The organism is Providencia sp. 2024EL-00732, from assembly GCF_044006275.1.
GTDB lineage: Bacteria > Pseudomonadota > Gammaproteobacteria > Enterobacterales > Enterobacteriaceae > Providencia > Providencia huashanensis.
Genome location: NZ_JBIPDG010000006.1, coordinates 171,331 through 188,568, shown reverse-complemented (window position 1 = coordinate 188,568; position 17,238 = coordinate 171,331). Strand labels below are relative to the sequence as shown.

The following is a 17,238-nucleotide window of genomic DNA, read 5'->3' as shown; positions in this document are numbered from 1 at the left end:
TCCTATTGAAAACTATCGAGCCCATAGGGAAAGCAGTTTTGCTTTTATCGTTGGAAGAAAGGCTTTGGCGGTGGAATAGAGCGCATCACCGGCAATGAGTCCTCCAGCGAAAGTTGAAATTTTATCTGAGCTAATATTAAAGAAGCGTTGTATGATGACTCGCACGGCGAGCGCTACGAGAACGGTCCAACCTGCAATGGGGTAGTTGATCATCAAGCCTGTTGAAAAAAGAACACCAATTTGGTTTTTTGCCCCGCCAATTAATTGAATAACAGCCCCAGGAATGGCCCACAGTAACAACATCATTGCGACATCAGATGAACTGCCTGCTTGAATTGTTGCCGCATAGAGTCGAGAGGCAGGGACAATTTTGTCTTGCTGAAAATAGAAATCATAAGTCAGTGCAACAACGACTAAGGCACAGGAAAAACCAATAATAGAGGCAAAATATTGTTGTTTTCGGCCATAGCGTTCAACATTTGGGTTTTTGCCGTTACCGCGGATCATAAACCCAGTCTTTAAGTCAAACCCCATATCTGCGAATGCAGGGCCAGTGGCGACACAGAACCCAACTAATACGGCTAATGCTTCAGGGGGAAAACCAATAAGGATACCTATCATTAATGAGATAAGCGCAGCTGCCGTCGCTGGAAACCAACCTGAATGCATGGCAGCCATCCCCACAATCATCTCTTGAATCAAAGCTGCTAGGGTAGCAAAAATAAGGAATCCGATGAGTTGTGGCAATGTCATCGCCACAAAAATTTGGCTAATAAAGGTTAAGGCGAGGGCGGTGAGAAAGTAGAAAATAGCCCCTTTAATTAGTGTTGATTTAATACGGCGGCTACTTTGAATAAGTTCTTCACTTTCTTTAATTCGCTGATCCGTTTCTTTTTTATTACGAAAAACAATGGCACCTATTTGAATGAGTGCGACAATTCCTGCCCCAATCATTACACCGTGAGGGACATAGTGTTCATATAAATTATAACTAATTAGACCCGATTCAGAAAAACCACGAATAAGTAAGCCAATAGCAAACATGAATAATGCAAAGATACTACCGATTAAAGCGATACCTGCAGAGGCCATAGGGATGCCAAATCCCGCACCGATTGCGCCTGCAGCAAAACCTGTTAATAGAGCACCTAGTCTTTTGCCACCTTTATTTCCTGCCCATAGTGTTTCTGCTGTTGCAACGCCAGCAGGCCAAGAGGCACTCGCTGGGTATGCGCGAGTATTAAATAATCCGTATAATATTGTGCCATCAATAATAATAGCCACAAATGCACCAGCCATCATAGGGTAAATTAATTCAGGCATACCGAGCACCCAAGGGACACCGATTGAGACCATCAATCCATTCGCTGCAGCAAAAGTGGCGGCTGAAATACTGGTTTGAATTAAATTTTGAGCATCTATAAATTTAAATGAAGAAAAAATTGAAAATGGTAATCTTGATAATAATATAGCTAATACAGCGCCAATAATTGAGGTGTTCGCCGATATTCCTAGTGTGACAATAATTTGTATACCGATAATAGCACCAACAAATGATAATATAATTATTGCAATAAGCAGTGCTGGAGAAAAAATAGATACACGTACCTCAGTATCATTTTTATCATGAGATATATTCATAGAGTTACCTATTTTAATATTGAATTATATTTATTTTTTATATTTCTCCATATTTAAAATATGGCAGATAACTTACTTGCTGTAGATTTTAATAATGGATAATATTCAGTTAAATTTTTACTTTGGCTTGAGGCAGCAATACATAAAGAGCCTAACACCCCTTTTTCAAATGAAAAAATAGGTACTGATAGCCCTTGAGTCCCTGCAAGGTAAGCTTCTTTTGAATAGGCATAACCTTCATCCGCGTAAAGTTTCAATTGATGTTTTAATTCCAAATCATTTTGTAAATTGTGTTTTAAAAGATAATCCTCAATATAAGTCACATCCATTGAACTTAAGATAATTTGTGTAAAAGGCGCTTCGTGTAATGACAAGGCCTCACCTTCTTTTGAGGTAAAGCGTATTAGGTGGTCATTTTCTAAAATAAAATTACAAATGGCGATATCGTTATAGCGACGATAAATAAAAATAGTTTCATGCGTTTTGCTGGCTAATGGCTGGAGGTAATCATTAGCCAACTGAGAAAATTGCCGTGTATTATTTGCTATGTGGCCAATTTCGATGCAGCGTAAGCCCAATAAGTACTCTTTACTGTTATTTTTTTGTAGAAACCCTTGCTCCTCTAAAAGGTTAAACCCACGTTGCACCATTGAGGGGCTTTTACCGATATGACGAGCCAGTTCACGCACTCCCCATATTGGTTTATCAATTGAAAAATGGTCTAGCAGAGTTAAAACAAACCCTGCGGATTGTAACTGATTACTCATGCTTCCCCCTGTGTGCATTAAATTAAACGGTATTATTGTTATTTTTCGTTCCTTTATTAGGAACAGTGTTCCGCTAATCGATGTAAATATATTTAGATGAAATAACATACAAAGTAAATGATTTGTTGCTACAGTGTTAAGTTGGTCACTGAATCAATTGTGATTATTCATCAAAATAAGAGTTATTTTGATGTAATATGTTGATTTTTATATTTAATTATATGGTTGTAGACTGTTCCTAGTAGCGAAACAGTGAGTGGGAGCGTTGATATATGAGATGAATGGCATAAATCATCAAACAAGAATGGTGGTGACTAAACGTTATTCATAATGTGGTTGGGGGGGAACCCTAATACACTGATTTCGATTCGGTTGAATATTTTTTCGTCATAATAATATTCATAAAGTAACTTATTAGAGTCACAAAGTTACTCTGCGCTTTTTTTATCCAAATCATTATCCTCGATTGGCATCTTATTTTTTCAATTCACATGATATTCATCGGTTCTTTGCTATTTTTGTGTAAACGTTTACACTAAATTGAGTTTGATCACAGAATTGGATATCAACTCGTTGGTATACTCGCCCACAACGGCAAGCTGAAAGGCAAATATGAAATTGAAGGCGTACTAAGGAGTGAAACATGCAGCAGGGTGAAATATTCGTCACTGGGGGATTGGGTTATATTGGTAGTCATACTTGTGTCCAATTAATAAAAGCTGGATTACTTCCTGTTATTGTTGATAATTTACATAATGCTAAATTGGAAGTGCTTAATCGCATTGAACAATTAACTGGGGTGAGGCCGGTTTTTTATCACTGTGATATTCGAGATGAACCGGCTATTAAATCTATTTTTAGCGCCCATCAATTTCGTTCAGTTATTCACTTTGCAGGGTTAAAAGCGGTTGGCGAATCAGTTAAAAAACCCATTGAATATTATGATGTTAATGTCAATGGCACATTGGTTTTAGCTCGTTGTATGAATAAAGCTAACGTAAAAAGCTTAATTTTCAGCTCTTCGGCTACCGTTTATGGGGAACCTAGCACATTACCCATTACAGAAAACTTCCCAACAGGTAACACGCAAAGCCCTTATGGCACCAGTAAATACATGGTTGAGCGTTGCTTATCTGACCTTTATCACGCCGATAATTCGTGGTCGATTTCCTTATTACGCTATTTTAACCCTGTGGGTGCACATTCATCAGGCCTAATGGGGGAAGACCCTCAAGGTGTGCCAAATAATTTAACACCTTATATTACACAGGTTGCGGTAGGAAAAAGGGATAAACTAGCAATTTATGGAAACGATTACCCTACTGTTGATGGGACTGGCGTTCGTGATTACATCCATGTAATGGATTTAGCCGATGGGCATGTTGCTACATTGCAAGGAGTCGGTCAGCAAGCAGGGTTACATATCTATAACTTGGGAACCGGAAATGGCTTCAGTGTACTGCAAGTGTTGCAGGCGTTTGAAAGAGCCGTTGGGAAGCCTATTCCTTATACTATCCAACCTCGTCGTGCTGGGGACATCGCAGAGTATTGGTCTACTCCTGAAAAAGCGTATCGTGAATTAGGTTGGCAAGCGGTGCGTACCCTTGATGATATGGCCGCAGACAGTTGGCGTTGGCAAGTAAATAACCCTAATGGATACAATAAATAGGAGATTGATAGCATGAATAAGATGCCATTTAACCCCTCAGATTGCCCTCATCGCCGTTATAACCCGTTGACGGGGCAATGGGTTTTGGTTTCACCTCATCGAGCAAAGCGCCCATGGAGTGGTCAAGATGAAAAGCCGTCAATAACAGACTTGCCTGAATACGAAAAAAATTGTTTTCTGTGCCCAACAAATACTCGTGTTTCAGGCGAGGTAAACCCTAACTATCAAGGTACTTATGTTTTTCAAAATGATCACGGTGCTTTGTTAGAGCAAGCCTGTGCTCAGCCAGAAAACCAGTCAGCGTTATTTCAAACTCAATCAGTCAGAGGCGTTAGCCGAGTCATTTGTTTTTCACCAGATCACAGTAAAACGCTACCTGAGCTTTCACTTCCAGAAATTGAAAAGGTGGTGGAAACATGGCAACAGCAGGTTACGGAACTCAGTAAACAATTTACTTGGGTTCAGGTATTTGAAAATAAAGGTGAAATCATGGGGTGCTCTCAACCGCACCCTCATGGGCAGATTTGGGCGAGTGATTTTCTGCCAAATGAAATCGAACGAAAAGACCATTTTTTAGCACAATACTATCAGCGCCATGGCAGTAATCTACTGATGGATTATGTCAATGCAGAACAAAAATCTGGTGCGCGTACTGTGGTGGAAACAGAGTATTGGATAGCAGTTGTACCTTATTGGGCCGCTTGGCCGTTTGAAACGATGCTGTTACCTAAACAACCGATTAGGCGCATGGATGAAATGAATGAGACCGTCCGTACAGACTTGAGTTTGGCGCTAAAAAAACTGACTTGCCGCTACGACAATTTATTTCAGTGTTCCTTCCCTTATTCGATGGGGTGGCACTTTGCCCCTTATTTTAAACCACATAAAGATATTGAACATTGGCAATTACATGCGTTGTTTTATCCGCCGCTATTGCGTTCTGCAACGGTCAAAAAATTTATGGTGGGTTATGAAATGTTAGCTGAAACCCAGCGTGACCTAACGCCAGAACAGGCAGCCCAGCGTTTAAGAGAGGTTAGCGAAATACATTACAAACAACGCTAAACCTAACGAAATAGCTAAGGAATTATTCAAATTAATATTTGCTTGGATTTTATTGTTCGAGTAAATCAATTTTACGATTAAGGAAAGCAAACAGTGGAAATGCTGAAAAAAACGGTTGCTAATTCATTCGAGAAAACCTTTGGTTATCCAGCGAATATTTATGTTCAGGCTCCAGGGCGAGTGAATCTGATTGGTGAACACACAGACTATAATGACGGTTTTGTGCTGCCGTGTGCCATTAATTACCTAACAATGACTGCGGCGGCAAAACGTGATGACCGTATTATTCGAGTAGTTGCTGCCGATTATAATAATGATTGTGACGAGTTTAGCCTAGACCAAGAAATTACATTTTTACCTGAAAAAATGTGGGCCAATTATATTCGCGGTGTAATTAAGTTCTTGCTGCAACGTGGGTTTAAGTTTAACGGATGTGATATCGCAGTCAGTGGCAATGTACCGCAAGGAGCGGGGTTAAGTTCTTCAGCTTCATTAGAAGTGGTTATAGGGCAAACAATGAAGGCCTTGTATCAATTAGATATTAGTCAGCAAGATATTGCGCTGAATGGTCAACAGGCGGAAAACCAATTTGTCGGTTGTAACTGTGGCATCATGGACCAATTAATTTCAGCCTGTGGTGATGAGGGGCATGCCTTATTGATTGATTGTCGTAGTTTGGATTTACTGGCAATTTCTATCCCTGACGACCTAGTTGTGATGATAATCAATTCAAATAAACAACGGGGGCTAGTGGGAAGTGAATACAATACTCGGCGTAAACAATGTGAAGAAGCTGCTGAGCGCTTGGCTGTAAAGGCATTGCGTGACGTGACCTATGATGAGTTTTTGCAAAAACAACATCAATTACCGCCATTAGTTGCCAAACGGGCTAAGCATGTGATTAGTGAAAATGAGCGTACACAGTTAGCCGCAATCGCGTTGACACAAAATGATTTACCCTTGTTAAGCCAATTGATGGAGCAATCACATATTTCCATGCGCGATGATTTTGAGATCACCGTAAAAGAGATTGATACATTAGTCGACATTGTGAAATCTGTTTTAGGGGCTCAAGGTGGTGTGCGTATGACCGGTGGTGGTTTTGGGGGCTGTGTGGTGGCCTTAATGCAACAACAACTTGTGCAACCAGTGATTGAGGCTGTTGAAGCCCAATATTCTAAAATGACAGGCTTACAGGCGGATATTTATGTTTGTCAGCCAAGTGCCGGCGCTGGCGTAGTGAGTTTGAGTTGATCATAGAACCTGACAAATTGAGGGAAAAAATGCAATTTACTCACGAGCAACGTCTTGCGTTACAAGCCGCTAAAATTATTGAGCTAACCAATCAAAATGGTATGAAAATTACTTTGACGAACCTGGGGGCAAGCTGGATGAGCTGTATCTTACCCTTAGCAAGTGGTCAGCGTGATGTTATTTTAGGTTCGCCAAATATTGCGCAGCAGATGCAGCAGACGGTTTATTTAGGGGCTACAGTGGGCCGTGTTGCCAACCGAATCGCGAACGCACAATTTTCGATTGATGGTGAAAATTATAAAGTGTCTAGTAATCAAGGAATGCATTGTTTACATGGGGGGGAAGATAATTTCAGTTATCGGGTTTGGGCTATTTCACAGCGTCATGCTCAACAGGTGGTGTTTACTCTGATTTCCCCTCATGGTGACCAAGGCTTTCCCGGTGAGTTGCGAGTCGATACGAGTTATGAATTAACAGATGAAAATCAGGTCATTATTCGTTATCAGTACCAAACATCGGCAACTTGCCCTGTGAACTTGACTAACCATACCTACTTTAACCTTGCTGGGGAAAATACGGAAAAAACGTTATTTGAGCACGAGCTTAAAATCCACAGTAACGATTATGTACCGACAAACAAAGACGGGGTGCCAACAGGGGCGTGGCGCGGTGTTACTGGCAGCTATTTTGATTTTCGCCAAGGAAAGCCAATTGGCCGTGGTTTTTTACAAGATGAAGACCAAATAATGGTTGGGGGATATGACCATACGTTTATCCTTGATAGCACTCGTATTGATGGGAAGCAAACGGTCGCTTCACTTCGTGCACCTGCGGGGGATGTTCAGATGAATATTTCAACAACCATGCCAGCAATGCAATTATATACAGGGAATTATTTGACTTCTGTCGCGGGAAAAACAAAGGAATATACCCCGTTTTCTGGCGTTGCATTTGAAACTCAATTTCCACCTGATGCGGTAAACCACCCTGAATGGGGGGCTAAATACAGCCCAATTTCATACTCAAATCAACGCTATACTAGCGAAACATGCTATCAATTTATTTTTTAATGTATTATTTCGCATAATTATTAACACCGCAGTGATGCGGTGTTTTGCTATTTAGGCATGAATAATCCGTTGTTTTCATTTAAATGATTTTAATATGCGTTATGCCATTGTTTTTAATCCTAGCTCATTGTTTAATAAGCCATCCTAATTGTAGAGGTATACGATGGCGACAATCAAAGATGTAGCAAAAGAAGCCGGCGTTTCTGTTGCAACGGTTTCACGGGTGATCAACCAATCGCCGAAAGCGAGTCAAGCTTCTATTGCATCAGTAAAAAGTGCAATGAATAAGTTGGGTTACCGGCCAAATGCTGCTGCTCGTGCATTAGTGAACCAAAGTTCTAATACAATAGGTGTACTGGTTAATGATGTATCCGACCCATTTTTTGGGGTAATGGTTAAAGCCGTTGATGGCGTTGCTCATCGAAATGGCAAACATATTTTGATTTGCAATGGTTATCATAATGCCAAAGAAGAGCGCCAATCTATTGAGTTATTGATCAATAACCGCTGTGATGCATTGATTATTCATTCAAAAGCCCTTTCGGATGATGAACTGATTGGATACGCGAAAGAAGTTCCAAGTATGGTGCTGATTAATCGGCATATTGATGAAATCGCTCACCGTTGTATTTCATTAAATAACTATAAAGGGGCATATTTAGCGACTGAACATCTAATTCGTCATGGGCATACTAAAATCGCTTATATTTCTTCAAATCATCAAATTGAGGATGCGGTACAGCGCTTAATGGGCTATCGCGATGCGTTAAAAAATAATGGTATTATTCTTTCAGAAAGTTATGTCGAATATGGTGTCCCTTACGGTGAAGGCGGGGAACAAGCAATGACTAATTTGCTAACCAAGTCATTGGAGATCACCGCCGTGGTTGGCTATAACGATTTTATGGCAGCAGGGGCGATTGCCGTATTGGATGAAAATGAAATTCACTCACCAGAACAGGTTTCAGTAATTGGTTTTGATGATGTTTTGATTGCTCGGTATATTCACCCGCGTTTAACCACTGTACGTTATCCTATTCAAATGATGGCTGAAAAAGCAACGCAATTAGCCCTCTCTTTAGCTCGGGGTGAAAAAATCTTAGGGGATAGCTTAATTTACTCCCCGACCTTAGTTCAGCGCAATTCCGTTCGACCATTGCATTCTTAGTGGTAATGCCATTAGAGCCATGAATTGAGCACTCATTCACTTTTTATGTAAACGTTATCATTTATTTTTGATGGTCATCACGTATTTTAGATTTTAGCCTGCTGACTTTCAGATTCTCTCTGTTATTTATGCCATTTATGACGTGATTTCTAGGTTTAAATCTAATGTTTAGCTAATTCAGTGAATATTCTTAAGAATATTGTGAAAATATGTGATTTAAGTAACGGTGATTATTTGTGGTAACGTTTACACTAACTTCGTTATCATTTGGCGAAGGAATTTTATTATGCAGACAGAAGGGGTTGGACTAAGCACTTTAGACTACGGGATCTTCATCCTGTACGTGCTTGTTATTATTAGTGTTGGGCTCTGGGTATCACGAGATAAAAACGGGCAAAAAAAAGGAACTAAAGATTATTTTTTGGCAGGTAAAACATTGCCTTGGTGGGCTATCGGTTCATCATTAATTGCAGCAAATATATCCGCAGAACAATTTATCGGCATGTCTGGATCAGGCTTTTCGATTGGTCTGGCAATTGCATCCTACGAATGGATGGCGGCACTTACCTTGATTATTGTCGCTAAGTATTTTATGCCTGTGTTTATTGATAAAGGTATTTATACTATTCCTGAATTTGTTGAAAAACGCTTTAATAAAACATTAAAAACCATTTTAGCGGTATTCTGGCTAGCATTATTTATCTTTGTTAACTTAACCTCAGTCCTATATTTAGGTGCGTTAGCGTTACAAACAATCCTAGGTATACCAATGAATTATGCTATTTTTGGTTTAGCATTATTTGCGGTAATTTACTCCCTCTATGGTGGCTTATCCGCAGTAGCATGGACCGATGTCGTGCAAGTATTCTTCCTGATTTTAGGTGGCTTGTTAACGACAATTATGGCTGTGAGTTATATTGGTGGGGACGCCGGTTTGTTTGCAGGAATGAGCCGTATGGCAAGCGAAGCGCCTACTCATTTTGAAATGATCCTAAGCCAAGATAACCCTCAGTTTAGTAATTTACCGGGGATAGCCGTGTTAATCGGTGGCTTATGGGTTGCCAACTTATACTATTGGGGCTTTAACCAATATATCATTCAGCGTGCATTAGCCGCTAAATCCATCAATGAAGCTCAAAAAGGGTTAGTATTTGCTGCGTTTCTAAAACTTATTGTACCGATTTTAGTTGTTGTGCCTGGTATCGCTGCTTTTGTGATAGTTTCAGACCCTGCATTGCTTGCTGGTTTGGGGACTATGGCACAAGAACATATACCGACATTAGCGCAAGCGGATAAAGCTTATCCGTGGCTAACCCAGTTCTTGCCTGTAGGCGCGAAAGGGGTGGTATTCGCAGCATTAGCAGCCGCTATCGTATCGTCTTTAGCTTCTATGTTGAACTCTGTAGCGACTATCTTCACCATGGATATCTATAAGGAATATATTGCACCTGCAACAACGGACCATAAATTGGTTAATGTTGGCCGAGTCAGTGCGGTTGTTGCATTGATCATCGCCTGCTTTATTGCACCATTACTGGGTAATATCGGGCAAGCTTTCCAATATATACAGGAATATACAGGCTTAGTGAGCCCTGGGATCTTAGCGGTATTCTTGTTAGGTTTATTCTGGAAGAAAACAAATGCGAAAGGCGCGATCATCGGGGTATTATTGTCTATTCCATTTGCTTTATTCTTGAAATTAATGCCATTAGGTATGCCTTTCCTTGATCAAATGATGTACACCTTCTTCTTTACTGCTGTAGTGATCGGGTTGATTAGCCTTACAACGGCAAAAGGGGATGATTGTGATGGCGCTATTATTTTAACTTCCGAGACCTTTAAAACGTCAACAGGTTTCAATATTTCCGCTTACGTTATTATGGTTGTTTTGTGTGTTTTATACGCACTTTTCTGGTAACGCCATAGCATTATTAAACTCACCATTAAAATGATAACAAAAGGCGGGATATTCCCGCCTTACTTATTTTTACTCGCTTGGATAGCGATTTTATATACTTTTATTAACAGATGCTCTGATATCGTTATAAATTAGTCGTCTTATAATACGATTCTATTTTGGATTTAAGTGACGCAACAATTTTTTTCTTCCAAGGTTGCATTGATTTTCTGTGCATCATAAATAAATTACCAATGGCAAGGCTATCAGTAAGCTTCGTTTGGTAAATGGTATGTTTTAGTGACTGATTTTCTAGCCAAGGTTCTGGCACAATCGCTAAATATGGGCTGCTATTTATTGCTGATATCACTTGCGAATATTCTGGGCATTTAAAGCCAATAGTTCTAAATAAACCTCTTCGACGTAATTGCCTATCTAGTTCGTTGTCATCTTGGGGCCAAGGTAAACAATAGACATGTTTATAAGATACGAGTTGTTCAAGGCTTAATTCTTTAACGTGCTCTAAAGCTGGTCTTAATGGCGCTCCGTAGATAATGACTAATCGGCTAATACCTATAGTTTCAAATTTTAGCGACGATACAGGGCTTTGATCTCCACCGACAGCAAAGACTAAATCAATGGTGCCATCAAGCACTTCTTCACGCCAAGACCGCCTTTGGTATGGAATACATTCCGCGTAAAAATCTAACTTGAAAGACAGTTCTGATAAAGGAGAGGTCATAATATCCATCAATGCTGGGGGGCAGACAATTTTGAAACTTCTTGAGCCATCAATGGAATCTGTAAATAAATCATCATTCAAGGAAATAAAAAGGGGAACGAGTTTCGCTTTAAGTGTTAAAGCAAATGGGGTTGGAACTTGAAGATTATTTTCTCGTTTAAATAACGGGTCACCCAACGCTGAGCGTAGCCGACTCAATGCGTGGCTGACCGCGGAAGATGAAATACCCAGTTTAGAAGCTGCTTCCTTGGTACTTCCTGTTAAAAGTAATGCATAGAGAACTTTGAGAAGATTAAAATCAAATTGAGCCAGGTTCATTTTGCACCAATATTAATGAGCAGAATTCAATTTACTTATACTATCATCTTGTTTCGATGATAAACAAGTAACGGTATTCATGAAACAGTTAAAATTAATAGTATTGCTCTGCATGCAAGGGTTAGTCGTGCAACCTATAGCTTATGCTTCATTACATCCTGAGCAACCATTATCTGTCGCTCCACCTAAAAGTGTCTTTATGGAATGGGCAAAGCCTATTGCACCTTTCAAAATAGCCCCTCAAGTTTGGTATGTTGGAACGACAAATTTAACGTCTATATTGATCACAACAAATAAAGGTCATGTACTCATTGATGCGGGCTTAAATGAAAGCGCAGAGTTAATTCAAAGTAATATTGAAAAACTAGGGTTTAATATTAGGGATATCAAATATATTTTGAACAGCCATGCTAGGTTGGATCAGGCGGGTGGGATAGCTAAATTAAAAAAAATAAGTGGTGCAAAGGTCGTTTCGAATAAACTCAATGCTGAGCAATTGGCTTTAGGTGGTGCAGATGATTTTGCATTAGGTGATGCATTATTATTTCCTTCAGTTAAAACAGATTTACTCTTAAATGATAATGAATCATTTAGTCTTGATGGTGTAACTTTTACTATATTATTAACGCCAGGGCATTTACCGGGAAGTACGTCATGGAAGATAAAACTAAATAATAATGACACACTGATATATGCAGATAGCCTAGCAACTCCTGGCTATTATTTAATTAATAATCTGAATTATCCAGAAATTATTGAAGACCTCCAGTATAGCTATCAGGTTTTGTATGATCAAAAGGTAGATATATTTATTGCAAGTAAGGGAGATAAGTTTGACCTTATAGATAAACTTAAAGAATTAAATAATGGAAATGATAAGGCATTTTATGATGAAAATGGCCTTAAACGTTATGTTGAAAAATCCAAAATGTCTTTAATAAGCCAATTACATTTATAATCCTGTAAATAAAGAGTGAAAATCATGACAGTTAAATATTTAGTCCCAATGTTGGGTGCTATTTTATGCACTAATTCTTTTGCCGATGAATTAATATTAGGTGCAGGTGTTGGAATGTCATCACCCTATGAAGGGTCTGATAAATATATTTTAATACCGGATGCGACGATCCAATACACAGTAGATACAAACAGTTTTGGTATATTTAGTTTGGGCACTAGTGGTGCAAAGTGGCAATATAGTCTGTTTGATAATTTTCATATAGGTGTTCTTGGCGCTTATATGCAAGGTCGAAAAGAGGAAATTGGTTTTTCTGGTAGTAAAAATAAAGACTTAAAGGGAATGGGAGACCTTAAAGGTGCTATAGCTGCGGGTTTTGAAGTGAGTTATAGTATAGAAGAGCATTCTATCTATATTAATTCATTGACGGCACTTGGACATAGGGATTATGGCGGGGTAGATGTTGATAATGCAACAAGGGTTGAGTTTGGGGTTAACTCGCATTTTGAATTAAATGATGACTGGTTTATTGATACCAATATATCCACAAGATACGTAAATAAAAATTATAACCAAGCTTACTTCGGCGTGACTGAAAAGCAGTCTCTTAAGACGGATTACGCTGTATATACCCCCAAAGCAGGTATTAAAGATGCAGGTATTCTAATCGGGTTGAACTATAGGTTGAGTGAGAATTTTTTCCTTAATTTAAAATCTGGAGGTTATTATCTATTTGGTGATGCGGCTGATAGCCCAATTACAAAACAAAAATATGGGCTAGTCAATATAATTGGTCTCTCATATACATTTTAAAGAACATGCAAATGAAAATAAATATTAAATATACTATATATGCATCAGTGTTTTTATTATGTGGATGTGTTGTAGGCCCAGGCTGGTATAAAGAAGGTGTAAATTATGAAGACTCTGAAAATGTCTTGGCAAAATGTAAATATGATATTGGTATTGCTTTAGTGAGTTCAAATGAAAGGCCAGAACTCATCGCTGAATGTATGAAGTCTCAAGGGTATAGATACAAAAACTATTCACATAGCTATTAAATTTAACTTTATATTCTATATTGTAATTTATGGTGCTAACTAATGGCACCTTTTTATTGGATAACTATGATTATTATTTTTAGTAAGTTTTTAAGAGAGTTAAATAGCAGCGGTTTGTTTGAAAATATAAACTATGACTTATACCCTAAGTTGGGAGTAATATATGGATGTGATAAAGAAAAAAGAGAAATAAAAATCACTCTTTCAACATTAAATGATAAAGAAAATAGGGTGACAATCACTGTGCAATCCGATGTTGATTGGAATAAACGAAAACAATTGCGTGCAGTACTTATTAATGAAAGTTTATATATAAGCCATGGCGACTTTATAGATAGGGTTACGCCTATTTTCATAAGGAATTATTTCTTTAAATTTGATATTATAGATTTTTTATCTATAGTAATTTGTCAAAATAGAAAAAGATAATAGGGTTAAGCGGTTATCAGTAGGAAAAGTATCGATATAGAAAAGAATGCTTATTTACCTTAAGTAAGGGGCTATTATCTCTCTGTGCATGTTGATAAATTTTACTTAATGTACTTGTTGCGCATCAGTGATACCCCTTATCAACCATGTTTTAGGTAACTATATATCAATGAAATGACACGGTAAGTGCGTTTTTTTATTTAGGTGGAGTAAAACTAACCTGCATAACGGCCTAATTGCAAAGGCTTTTTCTTACCTATAGGCTTTGATTATAGACATTAGGGCTATCTATTATTGTTACTATGTAATATATCGAGCCAGAAAGTTGCTCATCTATTTATGAATATCATTTAATTTTAAGGGTAACAGGTGGTATTTAACACAAGTTTATTTAGTTGATGAGGGGGAATATCTAGGGCTATAAGCAGTAATAACTGTACCATTTATCAATCTATTTTTCATTATCCTTGCTATATATCCTAACGTTTTTTAACGCAATTAAAATGTTACCCTAAACCGATGAAATTTAAAATTCACCATATAGAGCGTGGGCATAGACCGTTTAGGTTGTGCTTTTATTGCGGCTCCTTTAAAATAAAGTTGATCAGTGATTTATCATTGGTCTTGCCTCTTCTAGCGTTTGGTCGCGCTAGCAGAATACTCGGTTAGCTTTGGTCGGCGACCCGAGGTAAAGAAACCCATTTAGGTGGGTTTTTTTACGCCTATCAATCAACGCTTGTCAGCCCTAACTGGCTGGTCTTGCCTCTTACGTTAGCCTAACTCTTTTCCCTAGGTAGGCTGATTTTTAGGTTTGAACACTTATCTAAATACTTGCTGTGTTTGTATTAGTAGAAATAATATTAGCATCGATATTTTTATCATTCAATAGCACTGCTAATTACTCTAGGCGATAAAAAACCGAAAATATTAGCGATAGTATTTAATTGATTGTTTTGGTTAAGCAAAATCAACCATTTTTATTGGAAGAGACTTTATGACTTTACCTATTACGCGTAAATCATGCATCTCAGCTTCTTCAATATAAAAAGTTTCATAGGCAGGATTATCAGATTTGACCGCAAGCTTCCGGCCTTTAACTCGCTGTAATCGTTTTATGAATAGGGAGCTTTCAAAACTAAATACATAGACGCCATCCCCATCAAAAAAGTCACTGTGTGTATCAACGAAAACAACATCCCTAGGATTAATTGCCGGAGACATGCTATCGCCGCTGATATTAATCATCTCAATTCCTTTAAGACTTTTACGACCAAATAACTCAAAAATCTTTTCGGAAGAGAATTCTATTGATTTTATGGTGTCAGGGAAGTCATTATTAATAAAACCACCGGGACCTGCTTTTGCATATATATCCATTAATCTCAATGTGTTGTGATCGCTTCTAATCGATTGTTGTGGGTGAGTGGTATCTTCACTTCTATTTGTTGACCTGACGTAATCGAGTAAAATTTTTAATTCGGGGTTGATATCTTCAGGCTTAACACGAAGTAAAGCGGCAAATTTTAATGTGGTATCTGTATTTAACGCAGTACGGCCATTGAGATACTGGCTGACGGCTCCTTGCGTAGAAAAGCCAAGTGCCTCAGCTGCTTTTTCTTGAGTTAAGCTGAGAGATTCACGTTTGCTTTCCCAGATATTACGTAAATTTTGGGCTGCTATTTTGTCTGATTCTGAAATTTTTCTATTCATATCATCTATTTTATTTGTATTGCTAATATTATGCCACTAGTATTGCTATTATTTTTCGTTATTAGTACTGCTAATGTTGAATCGTTAAGTAAAAAAGGAGCTAACAAATAAGATTAAATATTTACCTAAAAAATAACAGTAACTTAATCAGTCTGAATTTGCTCAAACCATTGGAGTGATACAGGGCTATATCAGCTAAGTCATCAAAGGTAACTCCATTCCAAAATGTTGTAAAGGCATTGGCTGGGCATCAAAAACAAACGGGTTATTAGACCACTTGCTTTATAACCCGAAGTGAGGTGATTTGATTTATCTTTTAATCGTTTAATACATCGCTTAAAAGTTGAAATATATGCACTTGGAAAAAAGAAAATCGCTCCCATCATATGGTTATATATTTTATAACGGATATAAGGCCGTCTTGTCATAAGGTTATTAGATGTCGTTAGTTGGAGTGAAAATGAAAAAATCGGTTTATAAAGCAAGTGGTTTATGGAACCAAGAATCTTTCATAACTCTTTTTGTCGCAACAAGCGAAAAAGATGTACTTTCAACAATCGTATTTTGGGCAAATCTTGGTGGCGCTCGAGTCGATGAGCTATCTATCGAGCGTTATTGCTCAGTGCATTAACCAAACTAAGATGAAGTGGCAGGCCAATGACAAAAAACAGTAACAGAACGTAAAGCTGAATAACGTAAGCGGCAAAAAGAATCAGGCATTACTGAGGCTGAGTTATTTCTTGGTAAGTAGGGGGTAAAAATGCTTCAAAGAAATTGTGCATTACGTAGAGCCAGTAGAGAGCCTTGTAAGAATGCGAATTTGATTCGAATGGATGACATACTGTGATACTATTCGGCTCTAAACGAAACAATAGGATATCTAAGTTGTTATCATAGACGACTGTGGAATAGGTAGGTTAAACACACAAAACACTGTTCATTTAAACAGTATTTTGTGTATAATCCATTTATTGGCTTGAACACCCAATCTAAATACTCGCTGTGTCTACTGAGAGAAAAAGTATGGCACAGTATAGCTTTATCAAAATATCTAACGGCTCTCTTGTTTCGGCTTCCCGCCCAGCAAGGGAATTCATGCACGTCAAAATCAAGTGTGGTGGTGTGCTTTCGGCTGATTTCAAGAAAGACCGCGATTCACGACGCCATCGCAACTACTCCGCAATACTCAATTTAGGGGATAAATATTGGCAGCCAATTGGCGACAATACTCCAATTGATAAATTCTTTAATGCTCTCCGTTATTGGTTAGTAGAACAATTGGGCCATTATGAAACCTTTGAAATGTCTGATGGCAGCCTACGCCGTATCACCCAATTAATCAGTTTTACCAAAATGAACGACCTAGCTTTTGGTGAACTCTACAAAGCCACCCTCGATGTACTTTGGAACTGTATTTTATTTCGTAAAATTCCCACCCAACAGGTTGCTGAAAATGTGGCAGCTCAGTTATTAGATTTTATTTAGAGGC

16 protein-coding genes are annotated in these 17,238 nt (G+C 38.3%); 12 read left to right on the top strand and 4 right to left on the bottom strand.

The genetic code is table 11. The annotated features are described in order from the left end of the window. Window positions 1-12: 12 nt before the first annotated feature. On the bottom strand, window positions 13-1,641 hold the full coding sequence (locus ACHB7C_RS12170) for an OPT/YSL family transporter (RefSeq protein ID WP_210855304.1): 1,629 nt from the start codon (window positions 1,639-1,641) through the stop codon (window positions 13-15). 53 nt (window positions 1,642-1,694) lie between these two features. Next, complete coding sequence (locus tag ACHB7C_RS12165; protein WP_164975506.1) at window positions 1,695-2,408, bottom strand: IclR family transcriptional regulator; 714 nt, start codon at window positions 2,406-2,408, stop codon at window positions 1,695-1,697. Window positions 2,409-3,051: 643 nt separating this feature from the next. Between ACHB7C_RS12165 and galE the strand changes: the two genes are divergently transcribed. From galE to ACHB7C_RS12135, 6 genes are all read left to right on the top strand, one after another. Further along, window positions 3,052-4,077, top strand: coding sequence for a UDP-glucose 4-epimerase GalE (galE, locus tag ACHB7C_RS12160; protein ID WP_166685937.1), 1,026 nt, complete (start codon window positions 3,052-3,054; stop codon window positions 4,075-4,077). A 12-nt stretch (window positions 4,078-4,089) separates the two neighbouring features. After that, entirely contained in the window at window positions 4,090-5,142 is a 1,053-nt protein-coding gene (locus tag ACHB7C_RS12155) for a UDP-glucose--hexose-1-phosphate uridylyltransferase (protein WP_198860819.1), read from the top strand. Between the two features lie 93 nt (window positions 5,143-5,235). Continuing rightward, window positions 5,236-6,396 (top strand): galactokinase, encoded by a 1,161-nt coding sequence (galK, locus tag ACHB7C_RS12150; RefSeq protein WP_395347447.1) that lies wholly within the window; start codon window positions 5,236-5,238, stop codon window positions 6,394-6,396. Window positions 6,397-6,425: 29 nt separating this feature from the next. After that, window positions 6,426-7,466 carry a galactose-1-epimerase gene (galM, locus tag ACHB7C_RS12145; RefSeq protein WP_129466193.1) on the top strand — a complete coding sequence of 347 codons (1,041 nt, stop codon included), beginning with the start codon at window positions 6,426-6,428 and terminating at the stop codon, window positions 7,464-7,466. 163 nt (window positions 7,467-7,629) lie between these two features. After that, on the top strand, window positions 7,630-8,634 hold the full coding sequence (locus ACHB7C_RS12140; RefSeq protein ID WP_042844978.1) for a substrate-binding domain-containing protein: 1,005 nt from the start codon (window positions 7,630-7,632) through the stop codon (window positions 8,632-8,634). A gap of 286 nt (window positions 8,635-8,920) precedes the next feature. Continuing rightward, window positions 8,921-10,552 (top strand): sodium/sugar symporter, encoded by a 1,632-nt coding sequence (locus tag ACHB7C_RS12135; RefSeq protein WP_042844975.1) that lies wholly within the window; start codon window positions 8,921-8,923, stop codon window positions 10,550-10,552. Window positions 10,553-10,676: 124 nt separating this feature from the next. On the opposite strand, the gene ACHB7C_RS12130 is transcribed toward ACHB7C_RS12135, so the two are convergent. Further along, window positions 10,677-11,591: a LysR family transcriptional regulator gene (locus ACHB7C_RS12130; protein WP_042844974.1), complete on the bottom strand. Its 915-nt coding sequence runs from the start codon at window positions 11,589-11,591 to the stop codon at window positions 10,677-10,679. A gap of 79 nt (window positions 11,592-11,670) precedes the next feature. Here ACHB7C_RS12130 and ACHB7C_RS12125 point away from each other — a divergent pair, with 79 nt between their 5' ends. From ACHB7C_RS12125 to ACHB7C_RS12110, 4 genes are read left to right on the top strand one after another with little or no spacing between them, the layout of a single operon-like run. Further along, window positions 11,671-12,549: an HARLDQ motif MBL-fold protein gene (locus ACHB7C_RS12125; protein ID WP_042844972.1), complete on the top strand. Its 879-nt coding sequence runs from the start codon at window positions 11,671-11,673 to the stop codon at window positions 12,547-12,549. A gap of 24 nt (window positions 12,550-12,573) precedes the next feature. Further along, window positions 12,574-13,362: a MipA/OmpV family protein gene (locus ACHB7C_RS12120; protein ID WP_129466190.1), complete on the top strand. Its 789-nt coding sequence runs from the start codon at window positions 12,574-12,576 to the stop codon at window positions 13,360-13,362. Between the two features lie 11 nt (window positions 13,363-13,373). Continuing rightward, the gene (locus tag ACHB7C_RS12115; RefSeq protein WP_042844971.1) at window positions 13,374-13,610 is read left to right on the top strand and encodes a hypothetical protein; all 237 of its coding nucleotides are present in this window, start codon (window positions 13,374-13,376) and stop codon (window positions 13,608-13,610) included. A gap of 42 nt (window positions 13,611-13,652) precedes the next feature. Continuing rightward, entirely contained in the window at window positions 13,653-14,039 is a 387-nt protein-coding gene (locus ACHB7C_RS12110) for a hypothetical protein (RefSeq protein ID WP_042844968.1), read from the top strand. 957 nt (window positions 14,040-14,996) lie between these two features. Here the strand turns inward: ACHB7C_RS12110 and ACHB7C_RS12105 are convergent. After that, on the bottom strand, window positions 14,997-15,749 hold the full coding sequence (locus tag ACHB7C_RS12105) for a LexA family transcriptional regulator (protein WP_071548264.1): 753 nt from the start codon (window positions 15,747-15,749) through the stop codon (window positions 14,997-14,999). A gap of 460 nt (window positions 15,750-16,209) precedes the next feature. Here ACHB7C_RS12105 and ACHB7C_RS12100 point away from each other — a divergent pair, with 460 nt between their 5' ends. Both ACHB7C_RS12100 and ACHB7C_RS12095 read left to right on the top strand, forming a co-directional pair. Next, window positions 16,210-16,380, top strand: coding sequence for a hypothetical protein (locus tag ACHB7C_RS12100; protein ID WP_164975505.1), 171 nt, complete (start codon window positions 16,210-16,212; stop codon window positions 16,378-16,380). Window positions 16,381-16,772: 392 nt separating this feature from the next. Beyond that, window positions 16,773-17,234 carry a DUF1367 family protein gene (locus ACHB7C_RS12095; protein WP_042844962.1) on the top strand — a complete coding sequence of 154 codons (462 nt, stop codon included), beginning with the start codon at window positions 16,773-16,775 and terminating at the stop codon, window positions 17,232-17,234. Window positions 17,235-17,238 lie beyond the last annotated feature (4 nt).